Consider the following 23,958-nt stretch of genomic DNA (forward strand, 5'->3'; position numbering starts at 1 on the left):
ATTTCCTTTCCTTTTTAAATGGAATTCTATTGTTTTTTCAGTAGTTTTATTTACCAATACTTGAAGGTATATCATAATGAGTGGATAATAAAAAAAAAATGGCAGTTTGATCAAAAAAAGCTTTTATTGTCGCTTATTTTGTTTGGTATTCCTATAATGACGTTTCTGAATAGCGCTTCTTTGCAAGCCATCTAAGAAACTCCTTCTCCCTCATGGTCAGTGAACGATTAAGCTTCCTTTCAAATTCATCGTTCAATCGTTTGAAGTAAGTCATCTCTCGCAAGGTCAAACTAGATACCCCCATTCAGATTAGGAAAATCATTGTTCCTTTATTAGTTTTCCAATCTTTTCGTGAATCTCATTCAGAACTTTCTCTTGTTTTTCCATACGCTCCATTAGTGTATGGTTGTAAGCCTCATGTCTTTTTTTAAAATCCTGTATTTCCTTGTGTAGTTCGTTATAACTAGCGTTATGACGAGTGTACGAAAATATATTATCATATATTTCAGCTTCTGACAAATCATCACCTTGGACCCAAGACATTACCGCGGAGGCTGATCGTTTAAGTGTCATTTCGGGAAATTCCTTGATTTCTAATAACTTTTTTAGAGAAACTATGTCGTTTTCATAATACCCCCGGTGTCCTAACTCATTTTTATGAAACTTATAACCAGCATCCTCAAGCAATAAAACATATTTTCGTAAAGTTGACTCTTTAATATTTAATAAAGCCGCAGATTCGCGGCTGTTGAAAATCTTTTGTGTTTTTTCCTGATTTCTGTTCATCATAGCCCCACCCCTCGTATATTGTTTTAAAGATGAACGCTTTCTCAAAGGCAAAACATTCATTGTTGCTCCGTAATTACTATCCTAATATTTTATTTTACTATGTGCGCCATCGCATTTCAATATGCATTTAATTTTTAAATAATTCACAAAATACTTTAGGTATGAATTGAAAAGGATGCCACGGGGGTTTTACTAATTATTGTCTCCTTTACCCTCATTTATACACTCGTAAAAAAAGTTCAGCCCATAAAAATCTAACTATTTAGAGTGGATGTGGTGCCTTTTGTAAAAGTCAGTTTTTCCAGCTGAACTCTGGCTCCCAAAAGAGGTGGACAAGCTAAGGCTTGAAGCTTGATTATTTCTTTACCTCATTATATGATTGGGAGCGTATGTTCTTTTTAGATGTGAATGAAGATACTGAAACTATGAAACTATTTATTTCGTAGATAGATTAACTAGTTTATCAATTTAAATTTTTTTAAAAAATGAAAGTCAATCTAGAGAGTACGCCTCCCGTGTTAGCAAAGGGTTAAATAATTGACTACATATAAAAAACGAGTTGTTAAGATAGAAAGGACGTGCTATGAATAATGAAGGACTTGGCTGACCAAACCCTAATTGAAGCATATATAAAAGCAAAAGAATTGAGTTTAGACCCAGAATTTATCTCTATTATTGCAGATGAAATAGAGCACCGAAAATTAAATTTAATTGATATCAATGCTGATTAATAATCATGGGGCGGTTCGTGTGTTTAACTATGCGTAATTATATAAAGTGTCAGGCACAATATGGATAGATGTCCATTTTAGTACCTGACACTTTTTTTGTTCGAGTATAGAGAAGAGTAATCTTTGTTAGTTTGGGACTGCTTCTTAAATTACCTAATTAGGTTAGATTTTGTGCCAAATATTTTTTTATTGGAAAAAGAGGCGAAAGAACCGTCCCCTGATATTATCTTCTGAAATTACCTATTATTTCTACAGTTTCATTGATACTTGCAAATGCTTTGGGATCAACCTTAGTAATAAGCGATTTAACTAATGTCAGCTCATAGCGCGAAATAACTGTGTAGAGCACTTTGCGTTCTGTATTAGAATATCCACCTTGACCGTCCATTACGGTGATTCCACGTATTAAATTTTTAATCAGCTCATTTTTCAATTCTTCTCCACGGTCGGTTACAACCATTAAGCTAAGCTTAATATGACGGGTATGGATACGGTCAATAACTATTCCGAATATATAAATGGAGGCCATTGTGTACATAGCTAATTCCCATGAAAATACAAAACCAGAGATAAAGACGACAATACTATTCAAAGCAAAAATTAATCCTCCGAGCGGAATATCACGTTTCAATGTTAGCAGAAGTCCAATAATATCAGCTCCGCCAGTTGATCCATAAAACCTGATAATAAGACCGACTGCTACACCTGCAATGACTCCTCCAAATACAGATGATAACAAGGCATCCTCCGTTATTTGAGAGACAGGGACATATTGCATTGTTATGGAAGTTATGAATACTGAAAATATGCTATTCAAAATAAATTCCTTTCCTAGCTTCATCCACCCGACAATAAAAATTGGGGCATTAAGAATCACTAGCCAAATACCAGAATTTATAGGAGTGAGTAATCCAAATAACATAGCTAGACCGGTTACCCCACCAGATAAAACCTCATGAGGCAGTAGGAACAGGTTAAACGAAATACCTAAAATTATCGAGCAAACAAAGAGTATTAATAATCTATTTAAACGTTTCATTACATTTCACTCCAATTTTAGTTATTCAAAATGCTAACCTGAATTCTAATTGGTCATTATGTCGGAAGTCAATAGTGTATAGCCAGAAAAGCAGTTTTCCTTTTTTGTAAAGTTATGTGAATCGTATAATGTTTCTTGCACAATCGAAACATGACTCTATAGCTGGGACCTAATTCTAAATATTACAAAGAACTCTGGAAAGCAATTATCAACAAGGATTTTCGAAGTAAATAACTTCATTTAAATGGAATCCCGTTAGAAGCAGTCAACCAAGAAAGTTTAGTGTTATAAACTTAAAGTGAAAAGTGTGATTTGGGCTGATTAGAGTACTTGGCCTACTTCTCGTAGCAAAATGTAAAAGGCGTATGTATAGTGCCGAGTGAGGAGGGGTTATATGAAAAGATGCAAAGTTTGTAGGAAGAAACCACGAATCAGGAGACGAGTTAATAATGAAGGGATTCTTTTTTGTTCAGACGATTGCTATGAGGAATTCGAGGATTCTCCAGATGACATTGATCATCCTTATATTAATGACTACGAAGCTATTCGGTACGAGTACATTCAGTGGATGAACAACTACGTAGACGATCTCTATATGTATTGGTTGTATGGTGCACCGAAGAAAGAAAGTCTACTCGAACAGATTGATGACTTGTTAGGGGAGTTTATTGATTTTTATGCATTAGAAGGTCAGGATGGTGTATTTTCTGCTGAAATCTACAACTATCTAATCGATTTTGAACAATTGCAAAAAGAGATAAGGAATTTTGAGGTAGATGAGAAAGAATTGAAAAAGCGCCGCGAAGTCTTGTATGAAGAAAAAAGAAGACGGACAGAGAAAGAGATGTGGGGGTAGACTTGTCTTCTTTGGGTCTTGGAGCAAGCGGGCTAGATAGTACGTAGGAGACATATACTACATAATAAAAACTTTACTTAGGTGCCTTCGAGAATGAATGTATAGAAGCAAATAAGTACTCCCCAATTAAAGGGAGTGCTTTATTTTCTGTTTTCGATTTGTTTGACCTTAATTATTGTCCACCTAAAAATCCAACCAATAAAAATGTAAATAGGGAAAGAATAGATGTGTTTCCAGTTATAGATTTCATAAATACCTAACCACTCCGTCAAAGGTTCAAAAACAAAAGAAAAAATAAACGATGCGATTGTCATAACTGTTAAATATGATTTCCAAGTAGTAAAGAATTGATAAATTATCATATAAATAATTGGTAGATGCACATGATGAATTTCAATTATTGGAGGTATCACTGGTATTATTGTGTCTGGATAAGACCATAAAACTAATGTAATACCGATTATATCCAAAATAAAAGTTGTAGTTCCTATTATAAGACCAAACGAAGCGATTTCAATAATTCTTTTCTTATCGACAACGATGACCCATATGACAAAAAAGATAATTGTAATGGTTAAAAGGAACCACCAATTAAAAGAAAATAAAGTATTACTTAGCCAATGGTCCATCAGCATATCTCTAATTTGTCTGCGTTGTCTGATTATTTCATCCCAATTAGGACTTATCGAAAATAAATTTAAGGTTTTCACCAAAGACATTATGTCAAATCTCCTCAAAAAATAATCCTATATAAGTTATAATGGGCTTTTAAGTGCTTAAGTATTCTTAAACGAGTGCTTACTCAATTCAATAGAAAAATGCTCACAAACGGATGTGTTTGTGAAGAAAGTTCAAACTAAAAAAGAAAACAGCTTTAAGAGGTATCCGAAAGTTTAGGTGGATACCTTTTGCTTTTTAGAATATTATAATGCCCGACACTTTGGAATTTAAATATAATTCGTAGGGGAAAGTGGCGAAAGAACCGTCCCTATTGCTTCACCCACTTAATCCTTTTTAAAAGAATAGAAAACATTAAATAAACATTGATCAATGAAAGCCTGTAGTAATTTAGGTAATTGATAAGAATATTGACATATAACAAGCACCCCACTGTTTGATGAAATAGATTTGTCGAAAATCACATTACCATACAGAAGAGGTGCTTCCTACAAGATAGCTAATAATACCCAAAATACTCTTAGGATATAAAGCAATTAACCGTTATTCATCATCAATTTCTCCGTCGCCAATTTCATCTTCTTCTTCAATTTCTTCAATTTCTTCCCCTTCCTCAGGTGCTTCTTCATCACAACCTGCTAAAGAGAAAACTGAAAAGGTTAAGAAAAATACTAAATAGAATTTTTTCATTTATTAATAACCTCCTTTTGTATAAGTCTTCCCATTCTTATTTTGTAATATGAATTTTATTCATTTAAACAGTACATAATTCAGGAAATGGTATCCATTCCTATTGATTATGGGACGGTTTGTGTGCATTTCATCATTCGTATCAGATATTAGAAATGTCAGATGATCATTTAGTATCTAAGATTTTGGGTATTTTTAATCAAAGAAGCAAAAGAACCGTCCCTATATTTTCTTTGTAGTTGAAGCAAACTAAGCAAAAAACGAGAGGAGTTTCAGCCATGGAGTTTGAGATAAAAGCAAAAGATGGTGCGTTTGCATGCGAGGTAATTATTGACGAGGATAACGGTAGGTATATGCTCCGAAATGCGGACACAACGGGAGAATTTTTTAACGATCCTGTCCAACTAAAAGAATGGATTAAGAACAACTGGCACGCTAATCGGTTTGAAGATCCAAACAAGTACCAGCAGCTCATGAATGAACTCGAGACCTATTCTTAATAAAACCCATCAGATCTTGCCTATGGATAAGGGTTAACAATAAATATCATAACCAATTAATTTTAAGGAACACTATAATCGGAGGTGATTAGAGTGTCAAAAAGAAAAGCTAATCCGACAGAAAGTGGTTTGGGTTCATCAGAAACTAAAGGTCAAGGAACAACATCAAGAGAAACTGGGAGGGTAAAAGCTGACTCTTCCAGAAAGAAACAAAAGCGTACTTAAATAATCATAGGGACGGTTCTTGTGTTTCCTTTCAATATGTAATCAAAGTAATATATTAAAGTGTCAGGTACCTATGGACAGAAAGATGTCCATTTTAGTTCCTGACACTTTTAGTATTTAAGCGAAGGTCTTCAAATTGAAGGTTTATTTTTTGTGCTTAATAGATTTTTGATTAGATAAAGAATCGGAAGAACCGTCCCCTTGAATAGACTTTTTGGTTATTTACTTTTGCTATTTGTACCGTTATTTATAATAATAAAATCAGACCCTTGGTTCAGACACTTTTTTATCTAATTGCCTGGTCCGATTGCGTGAAGGGGCTTGATGAGTTGGGTTTGTTTAATAAAAACAAGAATGTTTTTTCTGAAATGAGTACGAAATCTTTCATTATAATGTTCCACTGTTCTATTTTTTTATGTTCGTTCCGAAGCCTGAATGTAAAAACAATTCATAAGGGGGATGAGTAAAATGTATCAAGAACTGAAGGAGGTTGACCATCGTCCTTTTCCGCTTCCAAAGAGTCCATGGCTTATGACACAAGTGTGGGATCAATTGCTATTTATGCATTGGCCTATTCCCGTTGAAGAACTTAAAAAGCATATACCACCTTCGCTTGAGCTAGACTCATTTGATGGAACTGCTTGGATTGGCCTTGTTCCATTTGCGATGAATAAAATTAGGATGCACGGGTTTCCACAGGTTCCTTATGCTAAGTCCTTTCTTGAATTAAATGTGCGGACATATGTGAAATATAACGGAAAACCAGGTGTTTATTTTTTTACATTAGATGCAAATCATAAGCTAGCGGTAGCAGGTGCACGAGCGTTATTCTCCTTACCATACGTTAATGCAGACATGAAAATGACAGCTGTAAATGGAAGAATTGATTTTAAAAGTGAACGCACACATCGAGGTTATCCAGATGCCAGCTTCCATGTTGCTTATCGCCCAACGTCCCCGGTCTTTACTGCTAGAAAAGGTAGCATAGAAGATTGGTTAACTGCCCGGTATTGTTTATGGACAACGAAAGGTAAGCATGTTTATCGAGGAGACATTCATCATGTTGCGTGGGATCTACAACAAGCAGAAGCAGAAATTAAAATTAATAAGATAGCTCCTTTTCTATCAGAGACTTATTTCGATAGTGATCCGTTGCTTTTATATGCACCATCGAATCGCGCTTTTGTGTGGAAGCTTGATCGTATTAGATAATCTTTTATATTACTTTATTGAAATAAAACGTTATTGGAAAGTAAAAAAGTGGAGCATGTTTTATTTGTTATAGCCAATAGTAACTGTTAGGTAAGTATCAACTGCATTAACATTAGTAGTTAGTATCAAATATAAAGTGAGATGGAAAGCAGCAAACAGGGTACTATCCGTATGTTTCCTTATCAAGTATATTTAAAGTGTCAGGCATTAGATATGGTCATGATGTCCATTTTAGTGGCTGACACTTTTGGTATTTAAATTATTCACGGGAAAAAGAAGCAAAAGAACCGTCCCTGAATTCAAATCCTCAACCCAGTACGGTACTGTAGCATATAGTTTGTGCTTGCTAACTCGGAGGGTTTTAATTCGTTGCCAATCGACCCATTTTCTAGTAAAATAATTCGGTCAGCCAGGGCGACGGCATCCGTTTGATCATGGGTTACGAAGATGGAAGTAGTATTTGTATGTTTTAGTATCTCCCTTAGTTCGTTCCGAATCTTTATTTGCAAATGAGCGTCCAGATTACTAAATGGCTCATCAAATAATAACAACGAAGGTGCCGGTGCTAAGGCTCTAGCTAAAGCTACACGCTGCTGTTGCCCACCGCTTAACTCATAGGGATAGCGATTTTTGTAATCTTCTAACCTGACTAATTGGAGCATTTCGTCTAATCGTTGTTGTTTCTGAATTCGTGACATTTTTCTTAGGCCGTATTTAATATTTCTTTCCACTGTCATATGAGGGAAAAGAGCATAATCTTGAAAAACGATACCAACTTCTCTTTTTTCAGGAGGTAAGAAGTGATGGTGATTAACAATTACGTTATCATTAATGGAAATGGAGCCAGAATTAGGCGTTTCTAGTCCGGCAAGTAAGCGTAAAATCGTACTTTTACCACTACCACTCTCCCCAAGAATAGAAATAATCTCTCCCTTTTTGATCTTTAAAGAGAAGTTCTGAATGATGGCTTTCGTTGACTTATTGTACTGGTACTTCAAGTTCTCAATCATTACAAACATTACTTCTCACTTCCTTTTTCAGAAATTTTATGAAAGAAATAAATACAAATACCGCTAATAAATATTATGATTAAAGATGCCGATGCAGCTTCGCTAACCATCTCGTCGTTTGCATAGCGGAAGGCCCTCGTTGCTAAAGTGAAAAAATTAAAAGGCTGCAATAGCATCGTTAATGGCAATTCTTTTAAAATATCAATAAAAACAAGGATGAATCCTCCAAATATTGCTCCCTTTACCATTGGAACGTCGACTTTAAAAAACGTACCTATAGTAGAAACACCAAGCGTCTTAGATGCTTCGGTAAAAGAATTACCAATTTTTTCGAACCCAGATTCAATACTGTTATAACCAACTGTTAAAAAGCGAATGACATATGCTGTGATTAGCATGATAATACTCGTTCGGAAAATAATTAGAGGATCCATTTGAAAGTAATTAAAAACTGATAACAAATAGTTATCAAGCGCAACAAAAATGGAAAGAACTGAAATAGCAATTACTGCTCCTGGTATCGAGTAACCGATTACAGTTACTTTTGAAATCACTTTCGCGTAAATACCTTGATAAATTCTTGTGTAGTTCGCGATAATCACGCCAACGATGACGATAATAACTGCTGAAATAGCCGCCACAAAAAAAGAATTTTTTATAAGTCCGAAAAACTCAACTGTTACGATTTTATCATAGGTCATGACCATCCATAGAAATAATTGTGCAAACGGAATTAAAAAAGCAAGGCAGAAGATTACTGCGCAATATCCGGATGCTAGCATTGCTTTTGATTTTGTTAGTTTTTTAGGAATAATTGGTCTGATTTTTGAAGTGGAATAGCTATAACGTTTTCTCCCTCTAGCGAATTTTTCAAATAGTAATAGCAAAATTACAACTACCATTAAAGTTCCTGCTAGTTTAAACGCTGAGTCCAAATCACTCATACCAGCCCACGTTTGGAAAATTGCTGTGATAAAAGTCTGAATCCCAAAGTATTTTACCACGCCATAGTCATTAATTACTTCCAAAGCGATAATACTGACTCCACCGATAATGGCTGCCCGTGAAATCGGAAGAATAATTCGAAAAAATATCTCGATTGAGTTCCCACCCAGAATACGGGCATTCTCAATAATAGATGAAGATTGATTTTCTAAAAAGCTCTTTGTGATCACATACATATATGGATAGAGGAATATGGTAAAGATGAAAATTGCGCCTCCAATATTCATAATGTCAAAGTATTTTTGTTCTACTTGTACATCAAATTGGTTGCGAAGGGTTGATTGAATAACACCGGTATAGTTTAGTATGCCATGGTAGGTGTAAGCGCCAATAAATGGTGGAATTGCTAATGGTAAAATCAACGCCCATTTAAAGAAATTTCGAAGGGGGAATTGATAAACCGTGATCAGCCAGGCTAGACTAACGCCGATCGCCGTCGTTAAGATACCTGTCATAGCCATTAATACTAACGTGTTGGATAGAATATCTAGCAGCAAATATTCTTTTATATGTAACCAATTCTCGTTTGGTTTGGCAAAAAAATGTTTACCAACAAGCATTGCTGGTAGCAAAATAACCAAAATAAACATACTGCTTAGGATAGCCCAAATATTTATTTGTTGTTTTACTTGCTGTATGAGTCTCATTGTCCAACACCTTAACCTAGTCTAATATTGTAGTGAATGATTTATGCCCAAAAACTAATGTAACCGTACCACTGGTAAGTGGTACGGCAATGTATATCATTTTATTTCCAACCAACCTCATTGAAAATTTGAATTGCTCTAGTGTTATTTGTTCCAAGGATTGTCAAATCAATGTCTTGTTCTTTGAACTCTCCCCATGAATTTAATAGCTCAGATGCCTTCGCTTCTGGATTAACAGGATATTCGTTGTTTCCTTCTGCAAAAGCTTCCTGCGCTTCAACACTGGATAAGAATTCAATAAATGCTACAGCATTGTCTACGTTCTTAGCATGTTTTGTTACAGCAACTCCACTGATGTTTACGTGAGTACCAGTCGTTTCTTGATTAGGGAAGAATACACCAACCTGCTCAGCGATTTTTACATCTTCTGGATCTTCAGAGTTTGCAAGTCTACCAACGTAATAAGTATTTGCAATTGCAACATCACCTTCACCAGCTACAACAGCTTTAATCTGGTCAGTATCGCCACCTTGTGGGTCTCTAGCCATGTTGTTCACAATGCCTTGTGCCCATTCCTTAGCTGCTTCCTCGCCGTTCAACTCAATTAATGAACCAAGTAACGATTGGTTATAAATATTTTCTGATGAGCGAATTAACACCCTATCTTTCCACTGCGGCTCTGTTAGAGCTTCATAAGTTGATAGTTCACTAGGGTCAACGCGGTCTAGTGAATACACAATGACACGGCCTCTTTTCGTTACACCAAACCACTCGTTATCAACATCACGTAATTTTTCTGGAATATTATTTAAAATTGTTTCGCTTTCAACTGCTTGTGTTAAACCTTTTTCTTTTAAACGAGCTAGGTTACCAGCATCAGCAGTGATAAACAAATCAGCTTCTGTTGCTTCAGCCTCAAGATCAAGGCGCTCCATTAATTCATCGCCATCACCTTGTACAACATTTACTTCAATACCAGTTTGTTCGGTAAATTGCTCATAAAGTGCTGTATCTGTATCATAGTGTCTACTTGTATATAAATTGACAACTCCACTTTTTTCCTCTTCAGCTTCTGTTTCATTCTCATTGGAAGAAGATGTTTCTTCCGAAGATGTTGCCTCAGGCTCCTCAGCAGCTGCATCTTCGGATGATGTATTACATCCAACCAATGCAAATAACGATATTACTAAAACAATAACCATACCAAAAAAATTTTTGTTCATTTTGTCCTCCTATGTATGCGTTTTTATTGATAATCACTTTCAATTAGAATTATAAATGATAATGATTATCAATGTCAATAACTTTTTCGATATTAGTATTTGGGATAAATCACGTGGTGCCTGTATCTTTATATAAATATAGAAGTTGAAAGAGGGAATAGGTGAACCTCTTCTATCAATTCTCTCTCTTTTGTACAACACTTAGCACAAAAGTTTAATATTTTCGTAGTGATCCGCTGCTTTTATATGCTCCATTGAATCGGGCCTTTTTGTGGAAGCTAGATTGTATTCGATAATGTTTTATATTGAAATAGAGCATTATTGGAAAATTAAAAAATGGAATATGTTATATTTGTTATAGGTCAATAGTAACTGTTGGATAAATATTAACTGCATTAATAATTGTAGTTAGTATCAGTAAGGATTTTTATAATAACGCTTCCATCGAATATAAGTGAGATGGAAAGTACAACAGTAGAAAGGAATTACTTTATGGAATTTGTTATTAATCAAGAAATGTTGAAAAATGTATCTGCTGCAGATGATAACTCATCAACGCTAGGTTCATTATTTTATCAGGAAAAAGAAGCTTTTAGTGGTGTCAATAAGATTGCGAGCAAGGTTATGCATGATATCGAGTTGGTTTTCGGATATGCACCACAAGTAACCACAGATAGAGAGAAGCTAGGGAAGACTGCTATTTTGTTTGGAACAGTCGATCACAGTCCAATGCTTGAGGAACTTAATGAGAAAAAGCTGATAGATCTATCAGAAATAACAGGAAAGAGAGAAGTATTTTTGTTTCAAGTGATTGAACATCCATTTGAGGGTGTTGAAAAAGCCTTGGTAATCGCGGGAAGTGATAAACGCGGTACAATTTATGGTCTTTTTCATCTGTCGGAGCTACTTGGTGTTTCTCCACTGGTAGACTGGGCTGATGTGAAGCCAAAACGTAAAGATTCCATATCCTTAAATGGAGACTTGAAATACATATCTAAAGAGCCATCTGTTCGCTACCGTGGCTTTTTTATCAATGATGAATGGCCTGCTTTTGGCAACTGGACGATGAAGAGATTTGGTGGTTTTAATGCAGAAATGTATGAGCATGTATTTGAACTGTTGCTAAGAATGAAAGGAAATTACATGTGGCCTGCCATGTGGTCAGCACGATTTTTTGATGAAGGACCTGGACTTGCTAATGCTGAACTTGCGGACGAGTATGGCGTAGTAATGGGTGCATCCCACCATGAGCCTGCTCTTCGTTATGGAGAGGAATATAAGTATCTGCGCGGAGAGGACTCTATTTATGGAGACGCTTGGAACTTTGTCACGAATAGAGAGGGAATCACGAAGTTCTGGGAAGACGGATTAAAGCGTGGAGGTCAATTTGAAAATGTCATAACTGTCGGTATGCGTGGTGAACAAGACACTTCCATTATGGGAAAAGGATCCACATTGGCTGACAATATTGAATACCTAAGAGATGTGATACAAACTCAAAACGAGCTGATCAAGGAAAATGTCAATCCTAACCTTTCAGAAGTGCCAAGAATGTTAGCGCTATATAAAGAGGTAGAACCATTCTTTTATGGGGATGAGGATACACCGGGGTTGATGAACTCGGAGGTGCTTGAGGATGTCATCCTGATGCTTTGTGATGATAACCACGGTAACTTACGAACATTACCTACAGAAGAAATGCGTAGCCATTCCGGTGGCTATGGCATGTATTATCATTTTGATTACCATGGTGGACCAGCATCTTATGAGTGGATCAACAGTTCTTACCTTCCTAAGGTATGGGAACAGATGACGATGGCTTACGACTTTGGTGTTAGCGATTTATGGATTGTAAATGTTGGTGATCTTGCTACGCAGGAATTCCCATTATCTTATTTCATGGACTTGGCGTATGATTTTGAAAAGTGGGGAACAAATGCGATTAATTCAACAGATATTTATACAAGACAATGGATTGACAGACAGTTTGATGGTGTATTCGATGCGGAGGATAAAGAGAAGGTATTTGAATTGCTCACAGGCTACACAAAAATAGCACATAACCGTAGACCTGAGGCAATGAATGAAGCTATTTATCATCCGGTAAATTACAAGGAAACAGACCATACACTGGAGCAAATCGATTACCTTTTAACTATTGCTGAAGAAATATATAAGAAGGTGGATAATGGTGACTTTTCCACTTATTTTACACTCGTGTACTATCCTGCAGTAGGAAATCTGAACTTGCAGAAGATGTGGTTGCTTACCACAAAAAATCATTATGATGCTAAGCTTCGTAAAATGGAAGCAAACAAACTGACAGATCAGATTAGAGCTTGCTTCAAAAGGGATAAAAAGCTAGTCGAACAGTATCATACAATTGATGAAGGTAAATGGTATGGAATGGGACTTTCTGAGCACATCGGTTTTACCAACTGGAATGAAGAAGAAGCCAAGAACCCAGTGCTAATGAATGTATTACCTGCTAATAAGCCTAGAATGGTAGTCACGGTGGACGGAACAGAACAGTACAACGAAGGTCCTGAATGGCATAATAATACAGTATATTTAAATGATTTCTTACAGCCGGATATTGAAGAAGCAACATTTACCATATCTAGTATGAGTGACAAACATGCAGATTATGAGATTACTTCTGAAAATCAGTGGTTGACATGTTCTAAGACGAGCGGCAGCTTAGATGGTGTAGAAAAAACAACCGAAACAATCAATGTAAAGATTGACCGTAGTGCGATGAATGATGAGACAGAAGGAAAAATTGAAGTGAAAATGTCGATTGGTACCTGTATCATTGTTGTAAATGCTACACCAAAAACTGAATTCAGTGAATTCCCTGAAATGACCTTTGTCGATACAAATGGATATATATCGATAGAAGCAGAGCATTATTCCGTAAATAAGGAAGCAACGAATCAACAGGGTGATGTTAACAGGTTTGAAGTCCTTCAGGAATATGGCAAGACATTATCTGCAGTAAAGGCTTTTCCAACAACGGAATATTTTACGGTAGAGCAGGACGCGCCATATCTGGAGTATTCTTTCGTAGTACAGGAAGCAGGCTCTTATGAGTTGGAATTATATATGCAGCCTTCCAATCCGGTCACTAAAGACAATTTGTTATTCTGTGGGATACAAGCAAATGAGGATGACATTAACATTGTTAACGTCAAGCCTGAAGGATATCGTGTTAATGGTGATGAATGGGCAGAAGGCGTCCTTGATAATATCCATAGGCATTCCAATAGAATTAATTGTAAGGCAGGATTAAATACACTAAGGATTTATGCAGTGAGTCCTGGGTTCGTGTTAGAAAAACTAGTAATCTACCCAGAAGGAAAGCAACCTGCAAAAAGCTATCTGGGACCGACAGAATCTTATTATGTAGGGAAATAGTAAGGTAACACCAGAACGAAAACCGTAAAAACAGTATTTTTTTACGTAAGGGGTCAGACTTCTACGTGGGCATTTGTCCATATGGTGAGTCTGACCTTTTATCTAACATCATGGTACTGACATTTTTCAAAAGAGAAGATGAAGCTTTGGAGGAGGATCATAATGCCGTACAAATTAGGGAAGCAAACATTCTTGGAGCATTAAAGGGATCTGCACCACAAGATTTCATCTTAAAATGCTTGGATTGTGGAGATCGATTTACGTTTACAGTCGGTGAACAACAATTTTTATAAGCAAAAAAAGGATTTGATTTTCCAAAACGATGTGAAGAATGTCGGGTAAGACGAAGGTTTGGTGAGTTATTTGATTATAGGGGTAAGGAGTGAAACGTGTGAAAAGTATAGATACTATTTTAGAGGAGTTTCTCTAAGAACAAGAAAATAGATTAATGCCAAGAACATATAGGGATTATGATAAAGTCATTGTTCTTTTCAAGGATTATTTAAATCATTATGGATATCAGTATTTGGACAGTGATGTCGAAGAAAAATTTGATGAACAGTTTGAAGAAGACGAGAATTGTTTTACTAAATTATTTGGGCAAGACAAATTAACGCCAACTGCTGCAGGAGAATTTTTAGACTACTTTGTCATTCATAAAGTTATTGTTGATGCAGAATTTATGAAAAAGTGTGTCTAAACAATCAAAATTAATGGTTTGGTATTTCGACGTACTAATTATACCATTTAGGTTTTTTTTATGGAGAAAATTTGTTTTCTAAAAATCGTAAATTTTAATGGACTTTTTCACTGGTCCCGGACGGTTCGTCTGTTTCCGAACGTATATTAAGAAATATATTAAGTAAGGGTTAGGCTCTTCAAGTGGACATTTGATCATATGGGAATCTCCTCGGCTGACACCTTTTTGCAGGTGTGGAGGATCACGTTGTAACATTTCCCGAAGGTATGAATAATAAAAGAAATGTAGAAAAGAGGAGGCTTTAACTAAGTGGTTTTATTTACTGAGGATTTTCTCTAGGGAGTTCTGTTCATCTCGAGTTGTAATAAATCTAGTGTAAATCCTGCTTTTAATAATAAATCTAATCCGAGTAATCCATTAATGTCATCATAACCAAAGTCATTGAAATCCACTTCTACACCTTCAAACAAACAATCGTCAATTTGAATTTGATCAACTTGTTTTCTAAAGGCATGCTCTTTTCCACCTACTCCAAAGTAAGTCACGATTGTATCATGTAAATCAACTTGGATCCCAATATCTTCAACAATATTTTGAGAAATTAATGTTCTAGCAGCACCTGTATCCACAACCATATTCTCAATTATTTTACTTTTTCCGTTAAAAGATAAAGCAATATTGACTAAAAGCAACCCATATTCATATTTTATTTTCATGGTAAGTCAAATCTCCGTAATCCTACATCTTGTCGTACTTCCAAAACAATATTTTCATTAACTGTATGATAAACCAACTCATCACCCTTTGACCTTAACAGTTCCTTTGTTGCTATTTCATCTGCTACTGGTTTAATAACTGCAACATCTTCTATAAATTCTTGATCATTTGCTAAATGAGAAGTTAACGCTTTTAATTTTACAAATTGGTTGGGGTATAATCTTCTAACTTCTGACCATTTCATGTTTATCGCATCCCTTCTTTACTACACTTATTATATCATTTTCCTCATATAATCATCTAACTATTGTTTCTTTCAGAATGAACAAGTTTAGAGTAAAGGAGTTATTATTTTTAATAATGATCAGCTGATATACTTTGTCTCATCACCTTTACTATGTCTTTACCTTTTTAGTTTGGTTGAAACAACATTTTAATGGGTTAGACACTCCACATTTACATTTATCCGCGTGTGACATGAACTTCGATTAATTAATCGGAAAAGCTAAGATAAGTTGAACAAATTAGAAAAACTGTTGGAATTAAGGGGTAAATTACATTAAGCTAATATATTTTTGAAATTTTTTCCAAATAATTTGGTAAAATATGATTAAAGATAGAACTGGTAAATAGTACTCCAAATTAGTGAGAAAGAAGGTGTACAATCATAGATCGTTATGTTGACATATTACAAGATTATAATGGAAAAAGGGAGGAAATATTATGAGTTTATACAAAGATAAGTGGTGGTACTCAACTAGTCTTATTCTAATCCTATCACTGTTTAGTTTTCTTATTTTACCTGCTATCCTAGCAATTGCACTGTACATCATCCAATTTGTAAAAAGAAGAAAGGCATATACATTTTTGAAGGAAGACGAACTAGTTAATACACCGATAAAAGAAAAGAAAGCAATTCTTGTAGAGCTAGATAGCAGCATTGAACAAAAAAATAATGAAGTTGAAGAGAGAAATAATGTACTAAACAATAAAGAGAATCTAGTGCAAAAAATAATAAAAGAGACAGTGGATTCGGTTAGAAAAGAGAATAACAAACTTATTGAAGATGCAGAGTTACAAGCAACAAAAATAGTACAAGAAGCGAACGAGAGTTTACATGCGGTAGTTGAAAAGACCACAGAGTATCAGAATAATATAAATGGGTTGACAGAAGAGTATGAGAAATTAGTTAAAGAAGTAAATAGATATCAAAATCAAGCTAGGAAATTTAAATCAGAGGTAATGGGCTTAAAAAACTTTGATCAACGATTTCCGCATACTATAAACTTTGATAGTGTCGAAAGTTCAATAAAAGAATTAGAAGAGCAGTTAGATGCAGATTCTCTTCTAGGAACCGTAATTAAGCTTTATTTGCATTCTGATAATTCAAAGGAGTTACGCAAACTTTCTAATGCAACTAATAAAGAGATTAAGAATGTACTTGAAAAGTATGAAGGTAGGTACACTACAAAAGCAAATAAGACCATCTATAATTTAATGATCATAGGCTTGCAATCAGAAATGCAGCTTTTATTATTCCAACTGAGATACAATAAATTAGATGAATCTATCCAATTAGTTAAGGATATTTTTACTAAGTATTTGGCAATCTGCGGAAGTGGAAATCAATCGATACTCTCAACTATAACTAAATTTTTATCAGAGATTGAGCCACTTTATGTGGAGCTAATAAATATTGAATATAAATATTACGTATATAGAGAACGAGAGAAAGAAGAACAAAGATTAATTAAAGAACAAATGAAACAGGAAGTAATGGAAAGAAAGAAATTGGATGAAGAACGTAAAAAACTTGAAAAAGAAGAGCAAAAATTTGAAATTGAAATGACTAGAAATAAAGAATTATTAGAAACAGAAACTGATCAGGAAAAGATTAAGCAATTGATGGACAGATTAATTGAGTTGGAAGTCCAAATGAACAATATAAATGAAAAGAAAGAAGAAATTGCCAGTCTATCACTAGGTAAGGCAGGATACGTTTACGTAATCTCAAACCTAGGGTCCTTTGGTGATGAATTGTTTAAAATAGGGATGACAAGAAGAATGGTGCCTCAGGACAGGATTGATGAATTAGGGGACGCTTCGGTTCCATTTAAATTTGATGTCCATGCCATGATTTTTAGTGATGATGCAGTTGGTTTAGAGCAGAAGCTTCATTCTATTTTGAATGAACAGAGGGTAAATAAAGTTAATTATCGTAAAGAATTTTTCAAGACGGATATTGATAGCCTAAGAGAAATTGTTGAAGACATAGATCCTACTGTTGAATTTGTAACAACAATGTTAGCAGAAGAGTATAATCAAACATTGTCTCTTGAGAATTCCGTTGTGGCTTGATTTATTTATACAATAACTTGACTTTAACAAGTCTCTCCGAACTAAATTGCTTTAAAGGAAGGACGACAACCGTCTTCATATGGTTTTTAAAAAAGAGCCAGTCACTTTTGTTCAACGTCAAAAGTGACTGGCATTTCTTTTATAGAGTTAGTCAATAGATGGATTATATAGTGAAAAGGTTGTAATAAGGCGCAAAAGAACTGTCCCTGTGTAATTGGCCCCTCTAGTCACAAAAAAGGCTTATGTATAGTTTGCAGTGAGGAGGGAATAGGGTAAAACTATTTTGATAAGAATCAGGGACGGTTAGTATGTTTCCATTCGTGCGTAATCAAAGAAATAACTTGAAGTGTAAGGAGGTAGATATGGACAGTTATCCATTTTAGTGACTGACACTTTTTGTATTCAAAATCTAATTCAACAGAAAAAGAAGCAAAAGAACCGTCCCTATGTTAAAATAGGAACTAACGTTCGATTATGAAGTGTGTAAAGGAGAGGTGTTCATGAATGACTTCACTCAATTTGACAATCGGATCATTGCGCAAAAAGTAACGCCGGAGCGAAAGGCTCAATATAAAAAGTTTCCAGATAGACTATTAACTAGCTTACAAGATTATCTTAAGGAAAATAAAATTAAGCAGCTTTATAGTCATCAAGCAGAGATGTTCGACCAAGCATTGGATGGGAAAAACGTTGTCATTACGACGTCAACAGCGAGTGGTAAAACACTAAGTTTTTTATTGCCAGTTGTACAAGAAATACTGAAAAATCCAATGACACGAGCAATTTTTGTCTATCCCACAAAAGCATTAGCCAATGACCAATACCGCAATATCCAGCCCCTGTTAGATTACTTTGGAAAAAATAAGATACAAGCTGGAGTCTATGATGGCGATACCCCTGTTAATGAACGAAGTAGGATCAGAAATAGCGCTAATATTATTTTAACGAATCCTGAAATGATCAATACTGCATTCCTACCTAATCATAATAACTATGGGTTTAACTTTATCTTTTCCAACTTGAAATACGTGGTCATTGATGAACTGCACACCTACAGAGGGACGTTTGGCTCGCATTTGTCCCATTTAATGAAACGATTAAATCGGATAGGAAACTATTATCATTCATCGCCGCAATTTTTATGTAGCTCAGCAACGATAGCTAATCCAGTGGAATTAGCAGAGAAGATCGCTGGTAAACCTTTTACACTGATTGATAAGGACGGCTCGCCGGCCCCAGAAAAGAATTATTACATATGGCAGCCACCTATGATAAAAGGTACCGATTATCCGGTAAGTCCAGCTCAGGAAGCTACCGAATTTTTACCAGAGCTGGTGATGCAAGATAACAGCTTTATTGCCTTTTGTAAATCGCGAAAAACAGTCGAAGTGGTGCTAAAAGAAGCTCGGGATAAATTAAAGTACGACGGCACAAAAGTACAGGATTATTCCCAGTTGATTTCTGGCTATCGAGGAGGTTATAAGCCGAAAGAGCGTAAAGAAATAGAGACTAAGATGGTGAACGGTAATTTAAAAGGGCTTGTCTCCACCAATGCACTTGAGCTTGGGATTGATATCGGAAGTGTGGAATCGACGGTTTTAGTAGGATTTCCAGGGACAAGGGCTTCGTTTTGGCAACAATCTGGACGGGCAGGCCGTAGTGGCGTCGGTTCATCTACCTATCTACTATTAGATAATCTACCTTTTGATCAATACATTGGCATTAATCCGGAGTGGCTCTTTTCCAATGGCAGTGAAAATGCCGTTGTTGATACGAATAACTTATTTATTCAACTAGCCCATGTTCGCGCGGCTGCACCTGAAATTCCTTTATCGTTAGATGATATTGCTATTTTTCCGCAACTTGGAGAAATCGTTCCTGTCTTGATTAAAGCAGGGGAGCTCAGAAGTGAAAATGGCAAGTTCACTTGGATTGGACCTTCTTTTCCAGCCGGGGACTTTAGCTTAAGAAATATGGATAAAGAAAGATATAAGCTCGTGAATAAAACCGATGCAACGGTGCTTACGGAAATGGACGAATTACAAGCGTTTAAAGAAATCCATCAAGGTGCGATTTATTTACATGATGGGCTGCTTTATCAAATTGAGAACTTAGATGTAGAAAATAGAGTAGCTTACGGCCTACCGATGGATGCCAATTACTATACGGCCTCACATAGTGGCACATCAGTGATCAAAATAAAGGATTTCAAAGAGGATGACATTGGCAGAACAAAGCAACATTTTGGCGATGTCAATGTGACGGAATCGATAACTGGTTATAAAAGAATCCAATTTCATAACCATCAAAATTTAGGCTTTGAAGAACTTGCCAAGCATTTATCCAAATCATTTGAAACAGAAGGTGTTCGGTTACTAATCCCTAAAAATGTTGATATTCTTTTCAGGAAACTAGTACCTAATCAGGGAACAGACTTACCAAATCAGTTCTGGGAGACTTATTTTGGTGGCATGAGTTATGCGCTACTCAATGCGACATTGATGTTAACGATGGCGACCAAGGAAGATGTCGGTACATCCATGTTGGAGGAATCAACCAATGAGGAGAGAACAACTTCCATCTGCATTTATGATCGATATATCGGTGGACTCGGCTATGCGGAGAAGGCTTTTGACCATTTTACAGAAATTATTGATAATGCGATAAAAATGGTAAGCGGATGTAAATGCAACGAAGGGTGTCCGGCTTGTATCGGTGACTACAATCTCGATAAGACAATCGTGCTGTGGGGACTAGAAAGTATATTTAAACAATTGGTACCACCAAAGGGTATGAAAGTACCAGTCGCTGCCCCGCAAGTAGTGATAGAAAAGAAATTTGAATTCTCAAAATTACAAGCAGAGTGGACCAATTTCACTAGATTCATGAAAGCAACAGGAGAATATTTATCTAATTTTCTAGCGAGTGTACCAGCTGTCAGAATGGAAGGCTCGACATTAATTCTTATTCTAGATAATCCTTTTTATAAAGAGTGGATCAATGAGAGTGACAATAAAGGCAAGCTGAAAAATATGATTAACCATTACGTCAACACACCGAAGGATTTTGCTATCGATTTCGAAACGGCACCAAAGGGAAATGTGGCAACTAGAGATAAAATTTCTAGACGATATTCAGATTTAACTGAAAGATAGGTGGGTCCTATGATTAAAACGGATGATATGCTCAACAAACTAAATACCTATCAAAAAGATGCTGTTTTAGATAATAGTCCTGCACTACTTTTAAATGCTCATGTCGGAAGTGGAAAAACAACCGTTCTGATAGCCAAAGTGATGTATCTTCATTTAGTCAAAGAGATTGATTTAAAAGATATGGTTGTTCTAACTTTTACTAATAAAGCGGCCGAGGAAATCAAGGATCGCATTAAAGTAGAAAATCCGGAGATAAAAGAGAAAGACATGCCTTATTTTGGTACGTTTCATAGTGTTGCGGCTAAATTGTTGTCTCAATCCCTACCAATTCAAGATATTGGTTATACCAAAGATTTTACCATTATGGACCAAGATGAGTTAATCGAATTGGCGAATCGATTAATAATTGAGCATCGTTTTACGATTAAATTTAAAAATAAACTCACAAACCGGATCGAAGCAATCAAGAACGGAAATAAGTTGTATGGAAACATGAAAAGAGAAGATGATATCGGATCATTATGGGAGTGCATGGTAGAAGAGAAACAAAAGCAAAACAAAATGGATTTTGATGATTTAATCGTCCATGCGATGACACTATTGAAAACAGGGACATTTACGCCGAAGTGGGTCATTATTGATGAATTTCAGGATTGTGATTCAGCCCAGCTAGCATTCATGAAAGCCATGTGTGGAACCGGCACGAAATTGTTCGTCGTCGGCGACCCTAATCAAATCATTTACTCCTGGAGGGGTAGCGAGAAAAACATAGTTAAGACATTCAAGCAAACGTATGATGCCAAGGAAATGTCCCTACCAATTAACTATCGATCAAGTTCCACTATCCTTGATGCAGCCAAGCAGTTTTTAGCAGATAGCTCTGAGCTAGAAGGTGTACGAGAGGAAGGGAACAAAATTGTCGTTAAAAATCATTATAATCCGTTTAATGAGGCCCAATATTTGTGTGATCAAATCAAAAAGCTGACAAGTGAGGGTACTGTCAGCTATAAAGATATTGCTATCTTTTATCGCACCCAAAGACAGTCAAAGACGATTGAAGATGCACTCACTAAAGAAAACATTCCTGTTGAGGTTTCCATTAAAAAGTCATTAAAGGACATTCCTGTTCTCAGGTGGTTTGTTAGTTTACTGAAGGCATCGATCAATAGCAATGATAAGAACAATATCATCACAGCTTTAAATGATAAGGGGTTCGGGGAAGGACTTTCTTTTGCAAAAATAAGAGGATTGTTTAATAACAAGGCGGAGGATTCATCTGTCTTATTGGCTAAAATATTTGGCTTTAACACATGGTTTAAGGATGCGGAGGTAGGAAATAGTTTAGAAATCTATGATTACTTTGAACTGGACAATTACTTATCGCCAACATCATCCACTTATCTAGAAAATAAAACATTTATTCTGGATTTCTTCGATAGTATGGCGCATTTTATTGAAGAAAAAAATTTATCTCTAACTGAAGGAATGCGAGACTACCTCAATTCATCAGCATTGTATGGCATACAGATAGTGAAAGATTCAATAGATGAAGAAAATGATAGTGTCAAACTGATGACCTTACATGCCTGTAAGGGATTGGAATTCAACCGTGTCTATATCGTTGGCGCAAATGATGGATTAATTCCACTTCGTACTGCATCATCGGAGGTGCAGGAAGAAGAAAAACGATTATTTTTTGTAGGAATCACGAGAGCTAAAGATGATTTGGAAATCTCCTATTATACCAATCCTGGCGATTATCGCGTGTTGGAAGGACCAAGTAATTTTGTTTATATGCTACCAAGTCACTTGGTTGCTAAGGAAGAGAATGAGGCGCAAAAAGTGGACCTACAATCGATTCGAAAAGAGATCCTGGCAAATCAATCCAAAAATACTCAAAGTCTAGATGCCGAGCCGATAAAGGAAGTTGATCCAGAAGAGCAAGCTAAAGACGGAAAACGTGTGAAGCACGAAAAGTATGGTGAGGGAATTGTTGAGTCGGAAGATGAAGATTCTATCACAGTTATATTTGATGCTTATGGGAGTAAGACGTTTTCTAAGCTTTTTACTAGTTTGGAGTATTTAGGGTGAGTGGGGACGGTTCTTTTGCTTCGGAAGCAAAAGAACCGTCCCTATGTTTTGTTTGACATGCAACTTTATGGTTGCATATACTCGATATATGAATTCGAACAAAGACGCTATATTCAAAGCACTTAGTGATTCGACTCGACGGCTTATGTTAGATGAGCTATCCGAACGCAATGAACTAACGTTGTATGAACTTACAGCACGTCTCATTATGAAGCACGACTTAGCCATTTCACGACAAGCGATAGCAAAACATCTTTCTGCATTGGAAGATGCTGGACTTGTAAAATCGAAAAGAAGGGGGAAATATCGAGTACTTATATTCAACAACGAACCACTTAAAGATCTGCTGAATGGATGGATAGAGTGATTTTATTTAAACTCTTAACGTTTTTTGGTACCTGCACCAAGCTAGAAACATTAGAGCGTCAACCAAATATCAAAGGAGGAAAAAACATTTTGAAGATTATAGTAACCAGTATATTTGTAGAAAATCAAGACAAGGCACTAGAATTTTATTCAGAGACGTTGGGATTTGTTAAAAAACATGATGTTCCTACTGGAGAACATCGATGGATAACGCTTGTTTCTCCCGGTGAACAAGACGGAACTGAGCTTTTACTCGAACCTAATGAACACCCAGCCGCCAAAGAGTATCAAGAGAAGTTATTTGAAGATGGCATCCCAGTAACAATGTTTGGCGTTGCAGATATTCGTAAAGAGCACAAACGATTAATGGAAAAGGGCGTACAGTTTACTATGGAGCCGACTGATATGGGCGATTTAACAATAGCTGTCTTCGACGATACTTGTGGCAACCTTATTCAGATAATACAGCAGTAATTTGATCACGAAGTAACCTAATTATTAACGAACGAATATAGTGGATAATTTTAAATTGGTGAAATAAATTAGGTG

Annotated in this window: 23 protein-coding genes; 13 read left to right on the top strand and 10 right to left on the bottom strand. The window is 35.9% G+C overall.

The genetic code is table 11. The annotated features are described in order from the left end of the window. Positions 1-151: 151 nt before the first annotated feature. Both GH741_RS02450 and GH741_RS21740 read right to left on the bottom strand, forming a co-directional pair. Entirely contained in the window at positions 152-289 is a 138-nt protein-coding gene (locus tag GH741_RS02450) for a hypothetical protein (RefSeq protein ID WP_153735185.1), read from the bottom strand. A 29-nt stretch (positions 290-318) separates the two neighbouring features. Next, entirely contained in the window at positions 319-786 is a 468-nt protein-coding gene (locus GH741_RS21740) for a MerR family transcriptional regulator (protein WP_205677304.1), read from the bottom strand. A 593-nt stretch (positions 787-1,379) separates the two neighbouring features. On the opposite strand from GH741_RS21740, the gene sda reads away from it, so the two are divergent. Further along, positions 1,380-1,520: a sporulation histidine kinase inhibitor Sda gene (gene sda, locus GH741_RS02460; RefSeq protein WP_153735186.1), complete on the top strand. Its 141-nt coding sequence runs from the start codon at positions 1,380-1,382 to the stop codon at positions 1,518-1,520. A gap of 223 nt (positions 1,521-1,743) precedes the next feature. Here the strand turns inward: sda and GH741_RS02465 are convergent, their stop codons facing one another. After that, entirely contained in the window at positions 1,744-2,559 is an 816-nt protein-coding gene (locus GH741_RS02465) for a YitT family protein (RefSeq protein ID WP_153735187.1), read from the bottom strand. Between the two features lie 394 nt (positions 2,560-2,953). Between GH741_RS02465 and GH741_RS02470 the strand changes: the two genes are divergently transcribed. Further along, positions 2,954-3,415 carry a hypothetical protein gene (locus GH741_RS02470; RefSeq protein WP_153735188.1) on the top strand — a complete coding sequence of 154 codons (462 nt, stop codon included), beginning with the start codon at positions 2,954-2,956 and terminating at the stop codon, positions 3,413-3,415. A 140-nt stretch (positions 3,416-3,555) separates the two neighbouring features. Here the strand turns inward: GH741_RS02470 and GH741_RS02475 are convergent, their stop codons facing one another. Beyond that, positions 3,556-4,134, bottom strand: coding sequence for a CBO0543 family protein (locus tag GH741_RS02475; protein ID WP_153735189.1), 579 nt, complete (start codon positions 4,132-4,134; stop codon positions 3,556-3,558). A 502-nt stretch (positions 4,135-4,636) separates the two neighbouring features. Continuing rightward, positions 4,637-4,783: a hypothetical protein gene (locus GH741_RS21535; RefSeq protein ID WP_170287534.1), complete on the bottom strand. Its 147-nt coding sequence runs from the start codon at positions 4,781-4,783 to the stop codon at positions 4,637-4,639. Positions 4,784-5,061: 278 nt separating this feature from the next. Between GH741_RS21535 and GH741_RS02480 the strand changes: the two genes are divergently transcribed. From GH741_RS02480 to GH741_RS02490, 3 genes are all read left to right on the top strand, one after another. Further along, positions 5,062-5,283, top strand: coding sequence for a hypothetical protein (locus GH741_RS02480; protein WP_153735190.1), 222 nt, complete (start codon positions 5,062-5,064; stop codon positions 5,281-5,283). Between the two features lie 93 nt (positions 5,284-5,376). Then, positions 5,377-5,508, top strand: coding sequence for a YuzL family protein (locus GH741_RS02485; protein WP_338079207.1), 132 nt, complete (start codon positions 5,377-5,379; stop codon positions 5,506-5,508). A gap of 468 nt (positions 5,509-5,976) precedes the next feature. Next, the gene (locus GH741_RS02490) at positions 5,977-6,720 is read left to right on the top strand and encodes a YqjF family protein (protein WP_153735191.1); all 744 of its coding nucleotides are present in this window, start codon (positions 5,977-5,979) and stop codon (positions 6,718-6,720) included. Positions 6,721-7,019: 299 nt separating this feature from the next. On the opposite strand, the gene GH741_RS02495 is transcribed toward GH741_RS02490, so the two are convergent. From GH741_RS02495 to GH741_RS02505, 3 genes are all read right to left on the bottom strand, one after another. Beyond that, complete coding sequence (locus GH741_RS02495) at positions 7,020-7,739, bottom strand: ABC transporter ATP-binding protein (protein ID WP_153735192.1); 720 nt, start codon at positions 7,737-7,739, stop codon at positions 7,020-7,022. Continuing rightward, entirely contained in the window at positions 7,739-9,382 is a 1,644-nt protein-coding gene (locus tag GH741_RS02500; RefSeq protein WP_170287535.1) for an ABC transporter permease, read from the bottom strand. Before GH741_RS02500 ends, GH741_RS02495 begins: the two co-directional genes overlap by 1 nt. Positions 9,383-9,483: 101 nt before the next feature. Continuing rightward, positions 9,484-10,605 carry a Fe(3+) ABC transporter substrate-binding protein gene (locus GH741_RS02505; RefSeq protein ID WP_153735193.1) on the bottom strand — a complete coding sequence of 374 codons (1,122 nt, stop codon included), beginning with the start codon at positions 10,603-10,605 and terminating at the stop codon, positions 9,484-9,486. A gap of 492 nt (positions 10,606-11,097) precedes the next feature. Between GH741_RS02505 and GH741_RS02510 the strand changes: the two genes are divergently transcribed. The 3 genes from GH741_RS02510 (at position 11,098) to GH741_RS02520 (ending at position 14,722) form a co-directional block, all read left to right on the top strand. Further along, complete coding sequence (locus tag GH741_RS02510; protein ID WP_153735549.1) at positions 11,098-14,022, top strand: glycosyl hydrolase 115 family protein; 2,925 nt, start codon at positions 11,098-11,100, stop codon at positions 14,020-14,022. 65 nt (positions 14,023-14,087) lie between these two features. Continuing rightward, positions 14,088-14,315: a zinc-ribbon domain containing protein gene (locus GH741_RS02515; protein ID WP_338079208.1), complete on the top strand. Its 228-nt coding sequence runs from the start codon at positions 14,088-14,090 to the stop codon at positions 14,313-14,315. A gap of 155 nt (positions 14,316-14,470) precedes the next feature. Continuing rightward, positions 14,471-14,722: a hypothetical protein gene (locus GH741_RS02520; RefSeq protein ID WP_153735194.1), complete on the top strand. Its 252-nt coding sequence runs from the start codon at positions 14,471-14,473 to the stop codon at positions 14,720-14,722. Positions 14,723-15,057: 335 nt separating this feature from the next. Here GH741_RS02520 and GH741_RS02525 read toward each other — a convergent pair whose 3' ends face one another. Together GH741_RS02525 and GH741_RS02530 are read right to left on the bottom strand one after the other, a co-directional pair. Beyond that, positions 15,058-15,438, bottom strand: a complete 381-nt coding sequence (locus GH741_RS02525) for a retropepsin-like aspartic protease (RefSeq protein WP_153735195.1) — start codon at positions 15,436-15,438, stop codon at positions 15,058-15,060. Then, complete coding sequence (locus GH741_RS02530) at positions 15,435-15,683, bottom strand: hypothetical protein (RefSeq protein ID WP_153735196.1); 249 nt, start codon at positions 15,681-15,683, stop codon at positions 15,435-15,437. The genes GH741_RS02525 and GH741_RS02530 overlap by 4 nt, the downstream gene beginning before the upstream one ends. A gap of 479 nt (positions 15,684-16,162) precedes the next feature. Between GH741_RS02530 and GH741_RS02535 the strand changes: the two genes are divergently transcribed. The 5 genes from GH741_RS02535 (at position 16,163) to GH741_RS02555 (ending at position 23,883) form a co-directional block, all read left to right on the top strand. Then, the gene (locus GH741_RS02535) at positions 16,163-17,797 is read left to right on the top strand and encodes a GIY-YIG nuclease family protein (RefSeq protein WP_153735197.1); all 1,635 of its coding nucleotides are present in this window, start codon (positions 16,163-16,165) and stop codon (positions 17,795-17,797) included. Between the two features lie 500 nt (positions 17,798-18,297). Beyond that, positions 18,298-20,952 carry a DEAD/DEAH box helicase gene (locus GH741_RS02540; protein ID WP_153735198.1) on the top strand — a complete coding sequence of 885 codons (2,655 nt, stop codon included), beginning with the start codon at positions 18,298-18,300 and terminating at the stop codon, positions 20,950-20,952. Between the two features lie 9 nt (positions 20,953-20,961). Next, on the top strand, positions 20,962-23,043 hold the full coding sequence (locus GH741_RS02545) for an ATP-dependent helicase (RefSeq protein ID WP_153735199.1): 2,082 nt from the start codon (positions 20,962-20,964) through the stop codon (positions 23,041-23,043). Positions 23,044-23,131: 88 nt separating this feature from the next. Next, positions 23,132-23,410 carry an ArsR/SmtB family transcription factor gene (locus tag GH741_RS02550; protein WP_153735551.1) on the top strand — a complete coding sequence of 93 codons (279 nt, stop codon included), beginning with the start codon at positions 23,132-23,134 and terminating at the stop codon, positions 23,408-23,410. An 89-nt stretch (positions 23,411-23,499) separates the two neighbouring features. Then, positions 23,500-23,883, top strand: a complete 384-nt coding sequence (locus GH741_RS02555; RefSeq protein WP_153735200.1) for a VOC family protein — start codon at positions 23,500-23,502, stop codon at positions 23,881-23,883. The last annotated feature ends 75 nt before the right edge of the window (positions 23,884-23,958 follow it).

The organism is Aquibacillus halophilus (assembly GCF_009649745.1).
GTDB classification, from domain to species: domain Bacteria; phylum Bacillota; class Bacilli; order Bacillales; family Amphibacillaceae; genus Aquibacillus; species Aquibacillus halophilus.

What these genes read in the sequence shown, in the direction of transcription:
- GH741_RS02505 (WP_153735193.1), bottom strand. Translation starts at nt 10,605, where the DNA reads ATGAACAAAAATTTTTTTGGTATGGTTATTGTTTTAGTAATATCGTTA.
- GH741_RS02475 (WP_153735189.1), bottom strand. Translation starts at nt 4,134, where the DNA reads ATGTCTTTGGTGAAAACCTTAAATTTATTTTCGATAAGTCCTAATTGG.
- GH741_RS02520 (WP_153735194.1), top strand. Translation starts at nt 14,471, where the DNA reads ATGCCAAGAACATATAGGGATTATGATAAAGTCATTGTTCTTTTCAAG.
- GH741_RS21740 (WP_205677304.1), bottom strand. Translation starts at nt 786, where the DNA reads ATGAACAGAAATCAGGAAAAAACACAAAAGATTTTCAACAGCCGCGAA.
- GH741_RS21535 (WP_170287534.1), bottom strand. Translation starts at nt 4,783, where the DNA reads ATGAAAAAATTCTATTTAGTATTTTTCTTAACCTTTTCAGTTTTCTCT.
- GH741_RS02550 (WP_153735551.1), top strand. Translation starts at nt 23,132, where the DNA reads ATGAATTCGAACAAAGACGCTATATTCAAAGCACTTAGTGATTCGACT.
- GH741_RS02495 (WP_153735192.1), bottom strand. Translation starts at nt 7,739, where the DNA reads ATGTTTGTAATGATTGAGAACTTGAAGTACCAGTACAATAAGTCAACG.
- GH741_RS02490 (WP_153735191.1), top strand. Translation starts at nt 5,977, where the DNA reads ATGTATCAAGAACTGAAGGAGGTTGACCATCGTCCTTTTCCGCTTCCA.
- GH741_RS02500 (WP_170287535.1), bottom strand. Translation starts at nt 9,382, where the DNA reads ATGAGACTCATACAGCAAGTAAAACAACAAATAAATATTTGGGCTATC.
- GH741_RS02510 (WP_153735549.1), top strand. Translation starts at nt 11,098, where the DNA reads ATGGAATTTGTTATTAATCAAGAAATGTTGAAAAATGTATCTGCTGCA.
- GH741_RS02480 (WP_153735190.1), top strand. Translation starts at nt 5,062, where the DNA reads ATGGAGTTTGAGATAAAAGCAAAAGATGGTGCGTTTGCATGCGAGGTA.
- sda (WP_153735186.1), top strand. Translation starts at nt 1,380, where the DNA reads ATGAAGGACTTGGCTGACCAAACCCTAATTGAAGCATATATAAAAGCA.
- GH741_RS02545 (WP_153735199.1), top strand. Translation starts at nt 20,962, where the DNA reads ATGATTAAAACGGATGATATGCTCAACAAACTAAATACCTATCAAAAA.
- GH741_RS02530 (WP_153735196.1), bottom strand. Translation starts at nt 15,683, where the DNA reads ATGAAATGGTCAGAAGTTAGAAGATTATACCCCAACCAATTTGTAAAA.
- GH741_RS02525 (WP_153735195.1), bottom strand. Translation starts at nt 15,438, where the DNA reads ATGAAAATAAAATATGAATATGGGTTGCTTTTAGTCAATATTGCTTTA.
- GH741_RS02535 (WP_153735197.1), top strand. Translation starts at nt 16,163, where the DNA reads ATGAGTTTATACAAAGATAAGTGGTGGTACTCAACTAGTCTTATTCTA.
- GH741_RS02465 (WP_153735187.1), bottom strand. Translation starts at nt 2,559, where the DNA reads ATGAAACGTTTAAATAGATTATTAATACTCTTTGTTTGCTCGATAATT.
- GH741_RS02540 (WP_153735198.1), top strand. Translation starts at nt 18,298, where the DNA reads ATGAATGACTTCACTCAATTTGACAATCGGATCATTGCGCAAAAAGTA.
- GH741_RS02470 (WP_153735188.1), top strand. Translation starts at nt 2,954, where the DNA reads ATGAAAAGATGCAAAGTTTGTAGGAAGAAACCACGAATCAGGAGACGA.